The organism is Parabacteroides sp. AF39-10AC, from assembly GCF_003635405.1.
Taxonomy (GTDB): Bacteria; Bacteroidota; Bacteroidia; order Bacteroidales; family Tannerellaceae; genus Parabacteroides; species Parabacteroides distasonis.
The window spans coordinates 150119-169860 of sequence record NZ_QTLP01000009.1 but is presented as its reverse complement, the minus strand read 5'-3'; the positions used below and the strand labels follow the sequence as shown (position 1 = coordinate 169860).

The 19742-nt window shown below is 45.2% G+C and carries 12 protein-coding genes; all 12 read left to right on the top strand.

What is annotated here, in order from left to right:
• The first annotated feature begins 7 nt into the window (after nucleotides 1-7).
• The 12 genes from DW033_RS10490 (at nucleotide 8) to DW033_RS10430 (ending at nucleotide 19589) form a co-directional block, all read left to right on the top strand.
• Nucleotides 8-1402 carry a glucoamylase family protein gene (locus DW033_RS10490; protein WP_122382735.1) on the top strand — a complete coding sequence of 465 codons (1395 nt, stop codon included), beginning with the start codon at nucleotides 8-10 and terminating at the stop codon, nucleotides 1400-1402.
• A gap of 12 nt (nucleotides 1403-1414) precedes the next feature.
• On the top strand, nucleotides 1415-3670 hold the full coding sequence (bglX, locus tag DW033_RS10485; protein WP_122114993.1) for a beta-glucosidase BglX: 2256 nt from the start codon (nucleotides 1415-1417) through the stop codon (nucleotides 3668-3670).
• 14 nt (nucleotides 3671-3684) lie between these two features.
• Entirely contained in the window at nucleotides 3685-5961 is a 2277-nt protein-coding gene (gene bglX / locus DW033_RS10480) for a beta-glucosidase BglX (RefSeq protein ID WP_009275439.1), read from the top strand.
• Nucleotides 5962-5979: 18 nt separating this feature from the next.
• Entirely contained in the window at nucleotides 5980-7773 is a 1794-nt protein-coding gene (locus DW033_RS10475; RefSeq protein ID WP_122382734.1) for a family 43 glycosylhydrolase, read from the top strand.
• Between the two features lie 271 nt (nucleotides 7774-8044).
• On the top strand, nucleotides 8045-8842 hold the full coding sequence (locus DW033_RS10465) for a prolyl oligopeptidase family serine peptidase (RefSeq protein ID WP_122144863.1): 798 nt from the start codon (nucleotides 8045-8047) through the stop codon (nucleotides 8840-8842).
• 174 nt (nucleotides 8843-9016) lie between these two features.
• Nucleotides 9017-9604, top strand: a complete 588-nt coding sequence (locus DW033_RS10460) for an RNA polymerase sigma factor (protein ID WP_005863638.1) — start codon at nucleotides 9017-9019, stop codon at nucleotides 9602-9604.
• 105 nt (nucleotides 9605-9709) lie between these two features.
• A complete protein-coding gene (locus tag DW033_RS10455) occupies nucleotides 9710-10648 on the top strand; it encodes a FecR family protein (protein WP_009275435.1) in 939 nt (312 codons plus the stop codon).
• A gap of 103 nt (nucleotides 10649-10751) precedes the next feature.
• On the top strand, nucleotides 10752-14066 hold the full coding sequence (locus DW033_RS10450; RefSeq protein WP_009275434.1) for a SusC/RagA family TonB-linked outer membrane protein: 3315 nt from the start codon (nucleotides 10752-10754) through the stop codon (nucleotides 14064-14066).
• A 26-nt stretch (nucleotides 14067-14092) separates the two neighbouring features.
• The gene (locus tag DW033_RS10445; RefSeq protein WP_009275433.1) at nucleotides 14093-15781 is read left to right on the top strand and encodes a RagB/SusD family nutrient uptake outer membrane protein; all 1689 of its coding nucleotides are present in this window, start codon (nucleotides 14093-14095) and stop codon (nucleotides 15779-15781) included.
• 19 nt (nucleotides 15782-15800) lie between these two features.
• Nucleotides 15801-18701, top strand: coding sequence for a TIM-barrel domain-containing protein (locus DW033_RS10440; protein ID WP_009275432.1), 2901 nt, complete (start codon nucleotides 15801-15803; stop codon nucleotides 18699-18701).
• Between the two features lie 208 nt (nucleotides 18702-18909).
• Complete coding sequence (locus tag DW033_RS10435) at nucleotides 18910-19164, top strand: hypothetical protein (protein ID WP_008773147.1); 255 nt, start codon at nucleotides 18910-18912, stop codon at nucleotides 19162-19164.
• A 14-nt stretch (nucleotides 19165-19178) separates the two neighbouring features.
• Nucleotides 19179-19589, top strand: coding sequence for a PIN domain-containing protein (locus tag DW033_RS10430; protein WP_008773146.1), 411 nt, complete (start codon nucleotides 19179-19181; stop codon nucleotides 19587-19589).
• The last annotated feature ends 153 nt before the right edge of the window (nucleotides 19590-19742 follow it).

The window sequence follows — 19742 nt, the reverse complement described above, 5'->3', positions numbered from 1 at the left end:
ATTTTAAATGTATATATCTATGAATACCTATTTCCGTACAGGCGTTGTTACCCTGTTGCTTGGCTTTTCGTTGACCGCTTGTCATGAGGCCAAGAAAAGTGACACATCCGCAGAGTCTACGGCCAGTGAGCGTAAGTTGGATTTTCAGTCGGATGATGAATTCTTGACCTATATACAAAAGGCTCACTTTAATTATATGTGGGAAGGTGCGGAGCCTACCTCCGGACTGGCCTGTGAGCGTATCCATATGGATGGCGTGTATCCTGAGAACGACGCTGATATCGTGACCACCGGAGGTAGTGGTTTTGGCATCGCCGGGCTGTTGGTAGGTATTGAGCGTGGTTTTATCACCCGTGAGGAAGGTGTGGCCCGTTTTCATCAAATCGCTGATTACTTGGCGAAGGCCGATCGTTTCCATGGGGTCTGGCCTCACTGGATGCATGGACCTACGGGTAAGGTAAAGCCTTTCGGCCAGAAGGATGACGGAGGCGATTTGGTAGAGAGCGCTTTCTTAATGCAAGGTCTCTTATGCGTACGCCAATATTTCAAGGACGGTAATGCGAGCGAGAAAGCGTTGGCCGCGAAGATTGACCAGCTATGGCGTGAGATGGAATGGACATGGTATTTGAACGGGCAGGATGTATTGTATTGGCATTGGAGCCCGAATTACGCATGGGAGATGAATTTTCCTTTGGAAGGTTACAATGAATGTCTGATTACTTATATTTTGGCGGCGTCTTCGCCTACGTATCCGATCCCGGCTTCCGCTTATCATAACGGATGGGCTCGTAAAGGAGGGATCAAGAGCGATGCGGTCGCTTACGATTTACCTTTGATCTTGAAACATAATTATGCCGAGGAGTACGGCGGTCCGTTGTTCTGGGCACATTATTCTTATATCGGCCTATGTCCGGTCGGCTTATCGGATCGATACGCTAACTACTGGGACTTGAACCGGAATCACGTATTGATCGATTACCGTTATTGCGCGGAGAATCCGAAGGGCTTCAAGGGATATAGCGACGCTTGCTGGGGATTGACCGCCAGCTATTCCGTGAAAGGCTATAACGCGCATATGCCCTCCAACGATCATGGGGTAATTACGCCGACAGCCGCCTTGAGCAGTTATCCGTATACACCGGAGGAATCCTCGAAGGCATTGAAGCATTTCTATTTCAATCTGGGAGATAGCATCTGGGGTAAGTATGGTTTTTACGACGCTTTCAGTGAAGGCGAGAATTGGTATCCGCGTCGTTATCTGGCGATAGACCAATGTACGATCACCCCGATGATCGAGAATTACCGTACGGGCCTTCTGTGGCGTTTGTTTATGAGCTGTCCGGAAATCCAGGACGGTTTGAAGAACTTGGGTTTCACGATCCATAATGCGAGAGAATCTTAATATTTAAATAACATGAGAAAGATTATATTATCATTCGCCGCTTGTTTGGCACTTGCGGCATACGGACAAAAGCCCGTTCAAGATACGAGAGCGATGGATACGTTTATCGATCAGTTGATGGGTAAAATGACTTTGGATGAGAAGATCGGACAGCTGAACTTGTCCGGTGGTGGTGTTCCCGGCATCTTGAGTGGCTCGGAAGGTGCGGACGAGACGATTCGTCGGGGCTGGCTGGGTGCTACGGGAGGCTCGGAGCTGGAGACGTTCCGTAAATTGCAGGAGATAGCGGTTAAGGAATCTCGCTTAGGAATTCCGCTTTTGTTCGGACTGGATGTAATTCATGGATATCATACGATCTTCCCGATCCCATTGGCTTTGTCTTGTAGCTGGGATACGACGTTGATCGAGCAAAGTGCCCGTATCGCCGCTATCGAGGCCAGCTCAAACGGTGTGACATGGACGTATTCCCCGATGGTGGATATCGCCCGTGACGCTCGTTGGGGACGTATCGCCGAGGGTAGTGGAGAGGACCCTTGGTGGGGTGGAAAGATCGCCGCCGCCATGGTGAGAGGTTATCAAGGAGATGACTTGACGAAAGAGAACACGATCTTGTCTTGCTTGAAGCACTTTGCCTTGTATGGCGCTTCCGAGGCCGGTCGTGATTATAATACGGTGGATATGAGCCGTATCAAGATGTTTAATGAGTATTTCCCTCCTTATAAAGCGGCTGTAGAGGCTGGTTGTGCCACGGCCATGTCTTCCTTTAATTTGGTGGAGGCGATTCCGGCTACGGGTAACCGTTGGTTATTGACCGATTTGCTTCGTGATCAATGGGGATTCAATGGGTTTGTCGTTTCCGATTATAATTCGATCGGCGAGATGACCAATCATGGTTTGGGTGATACGCAGACCGTATCGGCCTTGGCTTTGCATGCCGGCTTGGATATGGATATGATGACAAATGGTTATATCACGACCTTGAAGAAGTCGTTGGAAGAGGGCCGTGTGTCTCAAGCGGATATCGATCAGGCTTGCCGCCGTGTATTGGAGGCGAAATATAAATTAGGCTTGTTCGAGGACCCTTATCGCTACTTGGACGCGGATCGTGCGAAAAAGAATACATTCACGGATGAGCATATGAATACGGCTCGCCATATCGCCGGCAAATCCATTGTCTTGTTGAAGAATGACAAGGGTTTGTTGCCTTTGCGAAAGACAGGGACGATCGCCGTGGTAGGCCCGTTGGCGGATAAGAAGGTTGAGTTGTTCGGGACATGGTGTGGTATCGATACGGCGAAGTCAGCTTCCGTAGTGCAGGCCGTGCAGGAAATGGTTGGCAATAAGGCCCGTGTGATTTTCGCCAAGGGATGTAATTTGACGAACGAGCCGATGTTGGCGAAAGCCAGTGGCTTGAAGGTTGATCCGGTGGAGAATACCCGTTTGGTGAAGGAAGCGGTTGAGCAAGTGAAAGATGCGGATCGTATCATCGCCGTGATGGGTGAGCCGAATAACTGGTCCGGAGAGGCTTGCAGCCGTGCGGATATTAGTTTGCCGGAGAGCCAGAAAGAGCTGTTAAGAGCTTTGTTGGAGACCGGTAAACCGGTGGTGTTGGTCTTGGCGAATGGCCGTCCGTTGACCTTGGAGTGGGAGGATAGCCAATTCTCCGCGATCGTTGAGGCTTGGCATGGAGGTTCCGCCGCGGCTCGCGGATTGGTGGACGTATTGTTCGGCGACGTGAATCCTTCCGGTAAATTGACGACTACATTCCCTCGTAGCGTAGGCCAGATTCCTTTGTATTACAATGCTAAGAAAACAGGCCGCCCAATGAATCCGGATGATCATTTCACTTCTAAATATCTGGATATCACGAACGATCCTTTGTATCCGTTTGGCTATGGCTTGAGTTATACGACTTTCTCTTACGGTGATCTTCAGCTGGATAAGACGAGTGTGCAAGGAGAGAACGGTGTATTGACCGCCAGCGTACAGGTGACGAATACGGGCAAGCTAGAGGGCGAGGAAGTCGTACAGTTATATATCGGCGATCCGGCTGCCAGCATCTCCCGTCCGATGAAAGAGTTGAAGAACTTCCAGAAGATCTCCTTGAAACCGGGTGAGAGCCGAAAAGTCTCTTTTACGATTACGCCGGAAGACTTGAAATTTTATAACAGCGCGTTGGAATACATCTGGGAACCGGGCTTATTCAATATTTACGTAGGTACGAACTCCCGGGACGTGAAATCGGCGCAGGTAACTTGGAACAAATAATACAGATACGAATAATGAAAAGGTTAACGACTTTTATCGCTGGTGCGGCCGTTGCCGCTACCTTAGGTGGATGCCAGCAACCCGCTGTAAGTGGCTGGAAAAGCTTCAGCGGCGACAAAAATATTGAACGCCGTGTAGATTCTGTGCTCCAATTAATGACCTTGGAGGAAAAGGTGGGGCAGATGGCCCAATACTCCTGTAACTGGGATGTAACCGGCCCGGTTATGACGGGGGATTATGAGACTTTGCTGAAACAAGGTCTTGTAGGAAGCTTGTTTAATGTATATACGGTAGATGGCGTACGTAAAATGCAAGAGATGGCTCTGTCCGAGAGCCGTTTGAAGATACCCGTATTGTTTGGTTATGATGTCGTGCACGGCTATCGTACGATTTTCCCGATGCCGTTGGCGGAATCCTGCTCTTGGGATTTGGAGCGGATGCGTAAAAGCGCGGCGATCGCGGCGGATGAGGCGAGCGCTTCCGGTATCGCTTGGACGTTCGCCCCGATGGTGGATATCTCCCGGGATGCCCGTTGGGGACGTGTAATGGAAGGTGCCGGTGAGGACCCGTATTTGGGAAGCTTGATCGCGAAGGCCCGTGTCGAGGGTTTCCAAGGAGGAAACGATTGGCGTTCGTTGGCCGACGTGAATACGGTCTTGGCTTGTTGCAAGCACTTTGCCGCTTATGGGGCCGCTGAGGCCGGACGTGATTATAATACGTCCGAGTTGTCGCAAAATACATTGATGAATTATTATATGCCGCCTTATTTAGCGGCTAAGGAAGCGGGAGTCGCTACGTTCATGGCCTCCTTCAATGAGATCAACGGAGTGCCCAGCACGGGTAATAAATGGTTGATGACCGATTTGTTACGTGAGGACTGGGGCTTCAATGGTTTCGTGGTTACCGATTATACCGGTATCAATGAGATGGTAGCCCATAGTATCGTGCGAAATGACAAGGAGGCTGGGGAACTGGCTGCGAACGCCGGTATCGATATGGATATGACGGGTGGCATCTACAGCCAATATCTTGTACAATCCGTGAAAGAGGGTAAAGTCTCGGAAGAGAATATCGACCGTGCCGTGGCGAGCATCTTGGAGATGAAGTTCCTCTTGGGCTTGTTCGATGATCCGTATCGTTACTTGGACAATGAGCGTGAGAAGAATACGATCATGAAGCCGGAGTTCTTGCAAGAGGCTCGTGAGACTTCCGCTCGCTCGATCGTCCTTTTGAAGAATGATAATAACTTCTTTCCGATCTCGAAGGATAAGCATATTACGGTAGCCTTGATCGGCCCGATGGTAAAAGATAAGATCAACCAGAATGGCGAGTGGGCCGGCCGGGGTGAGCGTGAGGAGAGTATCTCTTTGTTCGAGGGCCTGACCGAGAAATATGCCGGTACGAACGTGAAGTTCATTTATGCCGAGGGATGTGATCTCTTGACTGATGATTCATCTAAATTCGCTGAGGCGATCGCTACGGCTCGCCGTGCGGATATCGTATTGGCGGCTATGGGCGAGGATTTCAACTGGAGTGGTGAGGCCGCTTGCCGTACGGACTTGAAATTGCCGGGCGCTCAACAAGCCTTGTTGAAAGAATTGAAAAAGACGGGTAAACCTCTAGGTTTGATCTTGGTGAACGGACGTCCTTTGGATCTTTCTTGGGAGGATCAGCATGTCGACGGTATCTTGGAGGCTTGGTATCTGGGAACGATGGCGGGTCATGGTATGGCTGATGTGATCAGTGGCGATTATAATCCGTCCGCTCGCTTGACGATGTCTTTCCCTCGTACGGTAGGTCAATTGCCTCTGTATTACAATCAGAAACCGACAGGCCGCCCGGTTCCTCCGGAAGCTCCGGATACGGATTATAAATCCAGATATATGGATGTGCCTAACACACCGTTGTATCCGTTCGGTTATGGCTTGAGCTATACGACTTTCGCCGTGAACTCTATGAAGCTGGATCAGAACTCTTTCACGAAAGGGGGTAAGATCACGGTAACGGCTGAGGTAGAGAATACGGGTAAGGTGGATGGCGAGACGGTCATCCAGATGTATATCCGCGACTTGGCGGGTAGCGTGACCCGTCCGGTTAAAGAGCTGAAAGGTTTCGAGAAGGTGACTTTGAAAGCGGGCGAGAAGAAGCAAGTCTCTTTCACGATTGACGAAGCTTTGCTGGCTTTCTATGGTATCGATATGCAGAAGAAAGCCGAGCCGGGTGATTTCACGGTTTGGGTAGGCTTGAATTCTGCCGACGAGGCGAATCAGTCTTCTTTCTCTCTGCGGTAAAAATTAATACATATCAACATGAAACTATTATCAAAATATATCTTTTCGGCTCTGTTCTTGGCTGCTTCCGGAGGTTCCGCCACCGCTCAATCCATGCGGGCGAATACGTATTGTAATCCGCTTAATGTGGATTATACGTATATGATTTATAACTCGTCGAACAACCTGTCGTACCGTTCGGGGGCCGATCCCGCCGTGGTGGAGTTCCGGGGCGAGTATTATATGTTCGTAACCCGCTCGCATGGCTACTGGCATTCGACAGACTTATTGAACTGGGATTTTATCACTCCCGGTAAAAACTGGTATCCTCAGGGTTCCAACGCTCCCGCCGCTCATAATTATAAGGATTCCGTGCTTTATGTGATGGGTGATCCGTCCGGCTCCATGAGCGTTCTTTATACCGATGATCCGAAATCCGGTAATTGGAACGCTACTCCTGCTATACTCCACGACCTACAAGACCCGGATTTATTCATCGATGATGACGGGCAAGCTTATTTATTCTGGGGCTCTTCCAATGTTTATCCGCTTCGGGGCAAGAAACTGAATAAGGATGACCGTTTCTTGATCGAGGGTGAGACGGTCGAGCTTTTCGGCTTGGATATGCCGAAGCATGGCTGGGAACGTTTTGGCGAGAACCATACCGATACGGTATTGGGAGGCTATATGGAAGGGGCTTGGCTGACCAAGCACGACGGTAAATATTATATGCAGTATGCCGCCCCCGGTACGGAATTCAACGTATATGCCGATGGTGTTTATGTGGCGGACTCCCCATTAGGTCCGTATAAGTATCAATCGCATAACCCGGTAAGCTATAAGCCCGGTGGTTTCATGAATGGTGCCGGACACGGAAGTACCTTGGTGGGGCCGGGAGGTAATTATTGGCATTTCGCCTCTATGTCTCTCTCGGCTACGGTGAATTGGGAGCGTCGCCTCTGCATGTATCCTACTTTCTTCGATAAGGAGGGCATTATGTATTGTGATAATAACTTCGGTGATTATCCGCATTACGCTCCCGCCGAGCCGGGAAAGAAAGGAGAGTTTACGGGGTGGATGTTGCTTTCTTATAAAAAGCCGGTGAAAGCTTCCTCGTATGCGGAGGGTTCCGCTCCCGCCGCGCAAGGATTCACGGAATCGAACCGTCCCAAGACCTCCGCCAATTTCCTTCCGGCCAACTTGACGGATGAGGAATGTAAGACATTCTGGATGGCTCGCACGAATGGAGATACCGAATGGGTAGAGATCGATCTGGAGGCTCCCGCTATGGTATATGCCGTGCAAGTGAATTATCACGATCATCAATCGAATATGTATGGACGTATTCCCGGTTTACGCCACCGTTATGCGGTGGAAGGCTCTTTGGACGGGCAGGATTGGGTAACGTTGGTGGATCGCCGGAATAATTATAAGGATGTCCCGAATGATTACGTACAAGTGGATAATCCGGCTCGTGTCCGTTATGTCCGTTATAAGAATATAGAGGTCCCGACGCCTCATCTGGCGATCTCGGACTTGCGTGTGTTCGGTATCGGTGAGGGCAAGAAGCCTGCGACGGTGAAGAACTTCAAGGTCGTTCGCCAAGCGGATCGCCGTGACGCGATGATTACCTGGGACGCTGTCAAGAACAGCCAAGGCTACAACATCCGTTGGGGTATCGCTCCCGATAAACTATACAATTCATGGCTCCTATACGGAAAGAATGAATTACTATTAAAGAGTCTGTCCACCGACCAGCCTTATTATTTCACCATCGAGGCATTCAACGAGAACGGTGTATCAGAAGCGACAAAAATACAGGAAGCCCAATAATCTTTCGGTATCATTTTCAAATGTATTTTGTAGAGATAGGACAATCTGTCTCTACAAAATACATACAATATTCAATTATTTACTTACTAACGGGTATTTATCTGGATTTGCTATGATAGACAAGCTCAAATCTACATCTAAAGCATCCCAACGAATCCGCTCACGTCCTAATAGTTGGTTTAATCTTGATATTATACAACGCCTTAACAGACTATTTAATTATATTTGCGGAAGTTATCGATCTAGGTAGATAGTATTTACATTTGAATATATGATTATGAAAACACTTAGAAGTATTTTTTTTCTGTCTCTTTGCCTTCTTCTCTCCATTGCTGGATATGCTGGTGATAAGGCTAGTTTTTTGAAAAAGCAGTTTACGGCTCGTGATGGTTATCAATTGAATTATCGGGTTCTGTATCCCCGAGATTATAATCCGGCGCAGAAATACCCAGTAATCCTGTTCCTGCACGGAGCGGGCGAACGAGGGTCGGATAATGAGGCCCAATTAGTACATGGTGGCGATATGTTCGCTTCTTTCGAGAATCAAACCAAATATCCGGCTATCATCATAGCGCCTCAATGCCCGGCAGAGAAGACTTGGTCTGAATATAAGGGATTGAACGCCGGAAAAGAAGGGAAGCGTTTTTATCCGTTGAATGCCCCGGCCACGCAATCAATGGCCGCAGTCAAGGAATTATTGGATAGTTATATAGCGGAAGGTAAGGTCGATACGAAACGCATTTACGTAACCGGCCTATCGATGGGAGGTATGGGCACGTTCGATATCGTGATGCGTTACCCGAACCTGTTTGCCGCTGCCACCCCGATCTGTGGTGGAGCGAATTTGCAACGTTTGGCAAACTTTAAGGGCAAGACGGCTTTCAGTATTTATCATGGCGGCTCCGATAGCGTAGTCGATGTACAATTCTCCCGTGACGCTAATGAGGCATTGAAGAAAGCAGGAGCTGATGTCCGTTATAAGGAATTTCCCGGTGTAGACCATAACAGTTGGGATAACGCTTTCGCCGAACCGGATTATCTGGCTTGGATGTTCCAGCATAGCTTATAGTTAGTAAGTCTTGTATCTTTTATAGGCCTTATCATATATAAGTGCTTCCCTCTTATTAAGAAGAAGCTAAATATTTGATAAGGCTTTTTGTTTATAAGTTTTTTATTACTTTTGCCACAAAAGGAGAGAGATGAGTCCATCTGTTATGAAAGACAATGGATTTGACTAATCGTAATGAAAAACGAATTCATATTAAAAACTCTACTGTCTCGTGTCGCGAAAGGAGATTATGCCTCTTTTCGTGAGTTGTTTGACATACAATATGCCACGGTCAATCGTTTTGTGGGATATTTTCTGCCAAATAAGGAAGATCGTGAGGAAGTCGTATCCGAGGTATTCTGTATCCTATGGAAAAGAAGGGAAGAATTGATTGATATAGAAGACCTGAACGCTTGGTTATTTATCATCAGTAGAAACGAATCTTTCCATTACTTGAAACAGAAAGAGCATCAACGCCAAAACATATCCATTGATGAGCTACCGATAGATTTGTATATAGATACGAATGAGGTAGATAGTGATCTGCTTGACGCCGAGATGACAGAGGTATATAATAAAGCCCTTTCCGAACTCCCCGAACGCTGCAAATTAATCTTCTTATTGGCTCGTGAAGAGCGAATGAAGCATAAAGAGATCGCTCAAGCCTTGTCAATAACGGAAGGAACCGTGGAGCAACAAATGAATATCGCAATCCGGAAAATGTTGGATGCGGTGAGCCGATATTACAATGTCGTTAAAAGGAGAATTCATCTGTTGTTTTAATGAATGTTAAACTCGTGATACCCTTTATAGGTAAAAAAGACTTCCATACTCTTTATTTATAGAATCATTAATCAAATGTAGGTGGCTCCTACAAGTAAAAAGTGTATGATTGTGGATAATCAAAAGAATCAAGAAAAAGAGATAAAGCTGATTTTACAGCTTTTAAATGCGATAAAAGCGAAACACACTTTATCCGTTCAAGAAGCGGAGGAGGGAAAAGAGGCTGTTTTCAAACGGGTGGAAGAGAAGTTGGGACGTCGTTATAATCTGATGGCAACTAGAAGAACCCGTCTATTCCGTTATTGGCCGGTGGCCGCTTCTATCGCAATCTTGATTCTTTCTTCTGTAATCGTTTCTATCGGAATCATCAATAGTCGGCAGCTCTTAACGGCTCAAGCGCCTATTGTCGTGGAAGTTCCGGAGGGTGCTATCACGCATCTCACCCTTTCTGATGGTACTCAAGTTACGTTGAATGGAGGATCTAGCTTGACATATCCGGCCGAATTTTCCGATAACCGTGAAGTGTGCTTACAGGGTGAAGGATTCTTTGATGTCAGGAAGAAGATGGAGAGCCCGTTCATCGTACATACGAAGCAATTCTCGGCGAAAGTATTGGGTACCCGTTTTAGTTTCAAGGCTTATGATACTGATCGCCAAGCCGTGTTGACCTTGGAAAGAGGTTCCGTGCAAGTATTGACGGATCATGGCAAGGAGAATATGATATTATCTCCTAATCAGCAGGTAATTAAAGATAGCCATACAGGTAAACTCTATTGCCATGAGGTGGATGCGGAAGATTATACGTGCTGGAAGGACGGTATTCTGGTGTTTAAGGATCAGACGTTGGCAGAAATCTCTACCATATTGGAAAGGCGGTTCAACGTGAGGATCGAGATAGACTCCGAGTCGATAAAGTATGATAAATATGTCGCAAGTTTCCGGAAACACGTGAGTTTGGATGATATTCTTAAAAAGTTATCTTACCAACGCTCATGGACATATATTCAGAAGGATGGAAAAATCAAGCTAGTCAAGAACGTTTAATACTTAAATTCATTTGCCTATGAAGTGAAATCTGGAAAAGAGTGTAGGAGCCAAGCTATTTGAAATGACCTCTAGTTATTGTTAATATTTAAATTTATCTATCATGAAGAAAGACACAGGAATTCGTGTAAAGTATGGTGTTCCATACTTTATAGTTCGTGTTATGGCAATCGGCATGTTATTTTTAATACTAAATACGAGTAATATATTAGCTGCCACAGAGTCTCCGGTTGTTCTTGATTTATCTCTGAATCAGACTACTTTAGAACAAGTGTTCCGTGAGTTGGAAAAACAATCTGGTTATTCTATTATCTATAAAAGTAGTGAAGTCAATTTGAAAGAGGTTTTGTCTGTTGATGTCAGCAAAGAGCCACTCGAGAATGTCTTGAATAAGGTTCTGAGAAAACAGGGATTGACGTATGAGATAAAAGATGAGCATATTATAATCTACAAAGCGAAGGCGAACAAAGAGATCCATGCGGTAATAAAGCAACAAAATAAGAAAATTAGCGGGGTTGTAAAAGATGCCCAAGGAGAACCGATGATCGGTGTCAGCGTGCTGGAGGAAGGTACCCAAAACGGGACGATAACCGACTTTAACGGGAATTATGTGCTGGAAGTACAAAATGGAAAAGCGGCATTAGTCTTCTCTTATATTGGCTATGTAAGTAAGAAGGTGAGTATAGGGAATCTTTCGGTGGTTAATGTTGCATTGGATGAAGACGTTCAAAGGCTGGATGATGTTGTTGTTGTGGGTTACGCCATAGGAAACAAGCGTTCCGTATCTGGTGCTGTGGAGAAAGTAAAGAAAGAGGATATGAACTCGGGTGTCGTTACGGAGCCTTTGGATGCGGTAAAGGGTAAGGTCGCTGGTGTTGTTATCAGTAATGTAGGTGGAGACCCTACGAGTGATATGAATATCCGTATCCGGGGTACTACCTCTCTATCCGGAGGCAATGATCCGTTGGTTATCATCGATGGGGTATTTGGAGATTTAAGTATGTTGAACGCCATCTCTCCTTCCGATATAGAGTCTTTGACTATCTTGAAAGATGCTTCGGAGACGGCTCAGTATGGTTCACGGGGTGCGTCCGGGGTAATTGTCGTTACGACTGCCAAGGGTAGAGCCGGTTTCGCTCAAATTGAATATAATGGTTTATTCGGTGTTAATAAGGTTTATAAGAACTTGGGAATGTTAACGGCCGATGAATGGCGTGCCGGTGCGGTGGCTATGGGATTGAGTACGAATGATATGGGAGCGAGTACGAATTGGTTTGAGGAGGTGGAACGTTCTGCCAGTCTTACCCAGACCCATAATCTCTCATTTACGAGCGGTAATGATAATTCCAATCTAAGGGCCTCTCTCGGTGTGATCCGCCGTCCGGGTTTGTTGAAGAATTCTTCTTCCAATAGTTATACGGCCAAAGTGGACGCAAGCCAGTATGCTTTCCAGAAACGGGTGAAGTTTGATTTAGGCATGTTTGGATCACGTAGGGAAGGCGATCATCAATTTGATATGTACCGTACGATTTATTCGGCGGCAGCTTACAATCCTACGTATCCGAACTATAAGAATCCGGAAACGGGTATCTGGGATGAGGATAAGACCGCGATCGAGGTATATAACCCCTTAGGTATGTTGGAGATCACAAATAAGAAAATAGCCTCTCATGTGAACGTGAACGGACGTGTAAACGTGGAGATCATCAAGGGATTGAACTTGACGGGATTCGGTTCGTATACTTACTATAGCTTGAATGACCGGCGTTATATCCCGAATGATATCCAACAGGGTTCGATGAACGGGAATGGACAGGCCTATTTGAAATATGCGGAACGAAATGACTTGATGGGAAATCTCCAATTGAATTACGCAAGGGAATTCGGACGGCATAGCATTAACGCTTTGGCTTTATTGGAGGCGCAGACACAGTCTTTGTTCGAGTCTTCCACGAAAACCAGCGGTTACGAGACGAATTATTTTACCTATAATAACTTGAAAGCCGGTGCTAACATAAGTTGGGGTGACGCTACCTCTAATGCTACCCGTTTCGCTTTATTATCTTATATGGCACGCTTTAATTATATGTATGATAGCCGTTACGTAGTTACGGCGAATGTCCGTCGCGACGGTTCTTCTAAATTAGGTTATGGTAATAAATGGGGATTCTTCCCGTCGGCTTCTGTCGCTTGGATCGCCTCGAACGAGGCTTTTATGAAGTCCTTGACTTTTATCGATAACTTGAAAGTGAGAGCCGGATATGGCGTGACCGGTAATCAAGATGCGATCGATCCGTATCAATCCCTCTCCTTGATGGCTCCGAATGGAACGACCTTGGTGGATGGATCGGCTACGACTACTTTCTATATCGATTCAAATCCAAATCCGGATTTGCGTTGGGAAAAGAAGTATACGTTTGATGTGGGCGTGGATTTAGCGATGTTCCAATCCCGTCTTCGCTTGACAATGGATTATTATGCGTCTACTACGAAAGATATGTTGTACACTTATACCGTTCCGGTTCCTCCGTTCGTATATACGTCTATGCTTGCGAACTTAGGAGAAATGACCAATAACGGCTTTGAGGTAGCGATCAGCGGCGATATCATCAAGAAAAAAGATTTCTCATTAACCGTGGGTACGAATCTGTCTTTCCAGAAGAATAAGCTTAAATCATTAAGTGGTACATATATGGGGTCAGAGTTTACGACTAGTAAATATATCCAAGTATCGGCGGTGAACGCTCCTAGCTTAACCCAGTATGCGGGTGTTACTTACTTGACGGAGGGACAACCCTTAGGCGTATTCTATATTCCTCATTGCAACGGATTGGTAGAGAAGGAAGATGGTAAGTTTGTTTATGATATCGCGGATCTGGATGGCGATGGCAAAGTGGACTTATCGGATAGCGGTGACCGTTATATAGCGGGTCAAGCGTTACCAAAGGTATATATGGGTGGCTTTGTTAATATGCGATATAAAGATTTTGATCTGGCGGTTCAATTAAATGGGGCGTTCGGGCATAAAATCTATAATGGTACAAGTTTGACGTTTAATAATTTATCATTGTATCCAACCTATAATATATTGGATGGGGCGTTGGATAAGCGGATATACGACATCAAGATTTCTGATTATTATCTGGAAAATGGTAACTATGTTAATATCGAGTATATTACGTTAGGTTATAATATTCCCGTCAAGAAACTGAAGATTGAGAAGTATTTAAAATCCTTGCGTTTGGCGTTCTCTGTTAACAATGTCGCGACCATCACAGGTTATTCTGGTATGACGCCGCTTATCAACTCGGCGAATGTGGCGTCTAAATCTTCTGTTTCGGGTACGTTGGGTGTGGATGATAAATTGATTTATCCGTTGAGCCGTACTTATTCACTCTCACTGGGTGTTAAATTCTAATTGTTAATCTTTTAATACGTATTGTCATGAAAAAAGTATTGGTGAGCTCCATGCTGATTTTAGGTGGTTTATTCTCCGCTTGTTCCGGATTTTTGGATGAGGATCCCAAGAGTAAGATACCGGAAGAAGAAGCTTATAAAAGTGAGAAATTGGTGTATGTAAATACGATCGCTACGATTTATACCTCATTTGGGAATCGGTTATATGGAAGTACGGATAATGTGCATACTTTACAAGAGTTTTCTTCCGATGCTTGGATATTGCCGGGAAGACAAGGCGACTGGGTAGATGGAGGTAAATGGCAATCCTTGTTTTTGCATAATTATGGTCCGGGTAACGCTACGATAAAGAGTACTTGGAATGCGCTATATACGATTATCGGTAACTGTAATACCTCGATCGATAATCTGGAGACCTTCATTCAAGCGGGTGGGGAGAGCTATCTGCAAGATTATCAATATGAGGCTCGTGCCGTGCGTGCGATTCTGTATTATCATTTGGTCGATTTATTCGGTCGTGTACCTCTGGTTACTTCTTCGAAGACTGTGATGGCGGATGTGAATCAATCTTCGAGAAGCGAGGTCTATCAGTTTATTGTGGATGAGTTGACGGATTGCATTCCCCATTTGCCCAGTGGAAAATGCCAGAATATGGGCAAGTATTATGGCCGGGTGACCAAGGCTGTGGGGTATATGGCGATGGCGAAAGTCGCTATTAATAGTCCTATCTTGTCAAAAGATGATTGGAATGATGGTTCTTTGGTGGGTGGTATCGCTAAAGTTGCGCCGTATGTAAACCAAGCGGGCAAAAATATTAAGATCGCGTTGGATGGTACGACTCGTGACGCTTGGGAGACGGTTCTTTATTGTCAGAAACAGATAGAGAAGGAGGGATATAGTCTACAACCCAACTTCTCCCAGAATTTTTCCAAGACAAACGATAGTTCGGTAGAAAATATCTGGACTCAACCGAGTGATGGTACTACCTATAAAGTGAGCGATTATAATCCGACTCGTACATTATATGCGGCCCACGCATCCGCTTATGGCTTGCAAGGTTGGAATGGTGCCTGCGCTACCGTAGAACAGATGAAAGTTTTCAAGTACGGTACGGATGAACAAGATCCCCGTATGGATATGACGTTCTTTTATGGACCGGTGTTCGTGGATGGCAAGCCGATAGATGCGGGTTTAGGCGATGGAGCTCAGTTATGCTATAACCCAATGGATGTGGTTGTTGATTTTAAGGAGGATGTACCGAACCAGATATTAAAATTTGCGGGAGCCCGTATGTCTAAATATGAGGTGGATAATACGACTTCTTCTTATTTGAATCATAATAATGATAAGGTGTTCTGGAGGTATGCAGATGCCTTGTTATTGGCGGCTGAGGCGAAAGTCCGTATGGGACAAAGCGGTGATGCGGAAGTGAATGAGATTCGTGACCGTGTACAAGCCGGACAGAAAAGTAACGTGACTTTGCAAGATATCTTGGATGAACGCATGTTGGAATTCTCTTATGAGGGGATGCGCCGTCAGGATCAAATACGTTTCGGGACTTATACGGAACCTACGACTGATCGTTATGCGGGAGTGCATCATAATGTCGCCACTGGCGATTACGTAGTGGATAATACCGGTTTTACAACCGTTTTCCCGATCCCTACTTCTGTGCTTGAGTTAAATACGAAATTAACACAAAATCCGGGTTATTAATTCTTTAAATTTAGAGGATATGAGATGTAAGTATTTATTGTTATATGGGCTATTGGCTGTCTTACCATTCTCGGCGCAGGCCGGATATAAAAAGATAGCGAATGGTATATTGGTCAGCTTGCCGGAAGGCGAGCTGAACCAATCGAAAACGGTTCGTTTGTTGGTTGTGAATGATGAGGTTCTTCAAGTGACGGCAAGCCCGGAGGCTAAGATTCAGGATAAGCAGAGCTTAGTCCGTGTCGCTCCGGTAAAGGCCCCGGTAAAATGGAATGTCGAATCGACTTCGGATTCCGTATTTCTGAATACCGGCAAATTACGTGCGGCCGTCAGTCTTGTTACGGGAGAAGTGACATTCTATGATATGTCGGGTAAGCTAATATTGCGAGAAAGTAACGGTGGACGGCAGTTTACGCCGATAGAGGTAGAAGGTCGCAAAGGCTATACGACTCGCCAGCAATTTAATTCACCGGAAGACGAGGCTTTCTATGGATTGGGGCAGCACCAGTCGGATGAATTTAATTATAAATCGAAAAATGAGGAGTTGTATCAGTATAATACCAAGATATCGGTGCCTTTCGTGGTTTCTTCCAAGAATTATGGTGTCTTATTCGATAACTATTCTTATTCCCGGTACGGTGATCCACGCCCTTATTCGAACTTGGATATCTTTAAGTTGTACGATAAGAATGGGAAAGAGGGAGGTTTGACCGCTACTTATTATAAAAATAATGGATTGGAGGTCTTTGCGGAACGTCAAGAGTCCAGAATTGATTACGAGACCCTGTTTACGCACCAACCTCTTCCGAAGACGTTTGATTTTAAGGGAGAGACGTTTGATAAATTCCCGGAAGGATTCCGTTTCAGGAACAGCTTGGTCGTTTGGGAAGGTGAGATCGAACCGAAAGAAAGTGGTGTTTATCATTTTAAGTTATTCTATGGAGCGTATACGAAAGTCTTCTTGGATAATAAACTGGTGGTAGAAGAACGTTGGCGGCCCTCTTGGAATCCTAATAGCGTGAAATTCACGGCCGATTTGCAAGCGGGAAAGAAAGTCCCGGTGCGTATCGAATGGCGTGAGGGAGCCGGCTCTTATATTGGGTTGAAAGTATTGTCTCCTCGTCCGGAAGAAGAAGTAGGGCGATTGTCTATGTGGTCGGAGATGGGAAATGATATAGATTATTATTTTATTCATGGTGATTCGATGGACGAGGTAATCTCAGGTTATCGGTATGTCACCGGTAAATCGCCGATCATGCCTGCTTGGGCGATGGGCTTTTGGCAAAGCCGTGAACGGTATAAAACGCAAGATGAGATATTGACGGCCTTGCGTGAGCTCCGAAAACGTAAAATGGGTGTGGATAATATTGTCATGGACTGGCAGTACTGGAAAACTGATTCATGGGGAAGCCATGAGTTTGATCCGGCACGTTTCTCTGATCCGAAAGGTATGGTTGATGCGATTCATGATTTGAATGCCCGTTTCATGATCTCTGTTTGGCCGAAATTTTATCCTACCACAAAGAATTATAAAGAATTGGCAGCTAACGGATGGGTTTACCTGCAAGCGGTTAAGGATAGCATCCTTGATTTTGTTCCACCTGGATTCGTGGCTACATTTTATGATGCTTATGCCCCCGGTGCCCGTAAGTTATTCTGGAAACAAATGAATGATAACCTATATCGTTTGGGAGTGGACGCTTGGTGGATGGACGCTTCCGAACCGAATATTAAGGATTGTACACCGATGTCTTACCAAAAGGCGTTGACCGGCCCGACAGCTTTAGGCCCTTCAGCTCAATATTATAATACGTATGCGTTGGTGAATGCGCAGGCTATTTATGAGGGGCAATTGAAGGAAAATCCGGATGATCGCGTATTTTTGTTGACTCGTTCCGGATTCGCTGGCCTACAAAGGTATTCCACCGCTTCTTGGAGCGGAGATATCGGTACTCGTTGGGAGGAATTGAAAGCTCAGATTTCTGCGGGGTTGAACTTCTCAATCTCCGGTATACCTTATTGGACAATGGATATCGGTGGCTTCTGCGTGGAGAACCGTTATCGTACAGGACAGCTTATTTATGACAAGACCGGTGTTGAGAATGACGACTTGAAGGAATGGCGGGAACTGAATGCCCGTTGGTATCAGTTTGGCACATTTACCCCTTTGTACCGTGCGCATGGACAGTTTCCATTGCGTGAGATTTATAATATCGCCCCAGAAGATCATCCGGCCTATCAGACGATCTTGTATTATAATCAATTGCGTTACCGCTTGATGCCTTATATTTATTCGTTGGCAGGTAAGACGTATTTTGATGATTATACGATTATGCGTCCATTGGTGATGGATTATGCCTCCGACTTGGCTGTCCGGGATAATTCTACCCAATATATGTTCGGCCCCTCTATGATGATCGCCCCGGTATATACCTATAAAGCGACTTCCCGTGAGGTGTATTTCCCGAAAGGAACGGATTGGTATGATCTATATACGGGTAAACGTTATAAAGGTGGCCAAAAGCAGGAGGTTGAGGCTCCATTCGAACGTATGCCGATATTTGCTCCGTCAGGTGGTATCTTATTATATGGTCCGGAGATCACTTATGTAAATGAGAAAAAACCGGAAGTGATAGATGTCTATATTTATGCCGGAAAGGATGGCTCCTTCTATCTATATGAAGATGAAGGTACGAACAATAATTACCAGAAAGGAACTTATTCGAAGATCGATTTTAATTATAGCGATGCGACGAATACTTTGACAATCGGTAGTCGTGAAGGCTCTTATCCCGGGATGTTATCAGAGAGAACTTTCAATATTATTTACGTAAGCCCGAATGCTCCTGCGGGATGGGATAATAAGGGTAAGCCTGCAAAGGTAATTGAGTACAAAGGTGAACAAATTTCTGTCAAGTTATAAGATTCTTTAGACTGAAACGGCCTCCTCCGCAATTTCCATGATAGTATAGCGTGAGGGGGCTCTATTTATAGTCTCAACGCATACTTAATCCTTCTTATGCATAATTGGTGATTTCCCCGTGTATCGAAATAATCGTGTTTTTAAGGAGAAATGTGCGGATAGAATGGGAAAATAATTATCTTTGCTACAATAACTTGAAAAAATATATATGGCAACAATCACTTTAAATATAGATGACTCTTTGTTACATAGATATAGTAACAAGATGAGATTGGAAGGAAAGGCTTTGAGTAAGTGGTTAGAAACAATGTTGACCCGGGAGCTTATACGGGCAAAAGATGGGGAAAACGATGTGTTTTCGACTGACTTAATTATAGACAGCTTCCATTTGAAGGGGCCACATAAAGAAGTGCCTGCTGATGATATGGGAAAAGGAGCAATAGCATCCGCAAAATTCATTTAAAGGGAACAAATCGGATGAGAGTGTTTGTAGATACCAATGTGTTGCTAGACATGATATGTCAGCGGGAAGGCTTCAAAGAGGATGCTGATACTATCTTTAGATATTGTATAGAGGATAAACTAAAGATTGTCATGAGTGCTCTCACCTTAATCAATGCGAATTATACGGCTCATAAATACGGTTATTCTTGGGATGAACTTCTTGAGGTCTTGAAGCGTATATGCGGTTATGTTGAGATATCAACGATAGACGATGGAATATTTATGAATGCTTTGTATTCCAATAGCTCGGATTTGGAGGATGCCGTTCAATACTACTCCGCAAAAATGTCGGGGGCGGATTATATTATTACGCGGGATGTGAAAGGGTTTGTAAATTCAACTATAACAGTATTGACCCCTAAAGACTTTCTATCTGTTCTTTAATCGTAGATTTAGCGTTGAATTCCCGTATAGTACAGATCTTATTTTTCATGCTTGCCTAGCCCCATCAAGAATTTAAATAGACGAGAGAAACTTTTCTCTTCTAGGGTATAGGTATCAGCTCCGGATTTTTTACTTACTAGACATTATTTATCC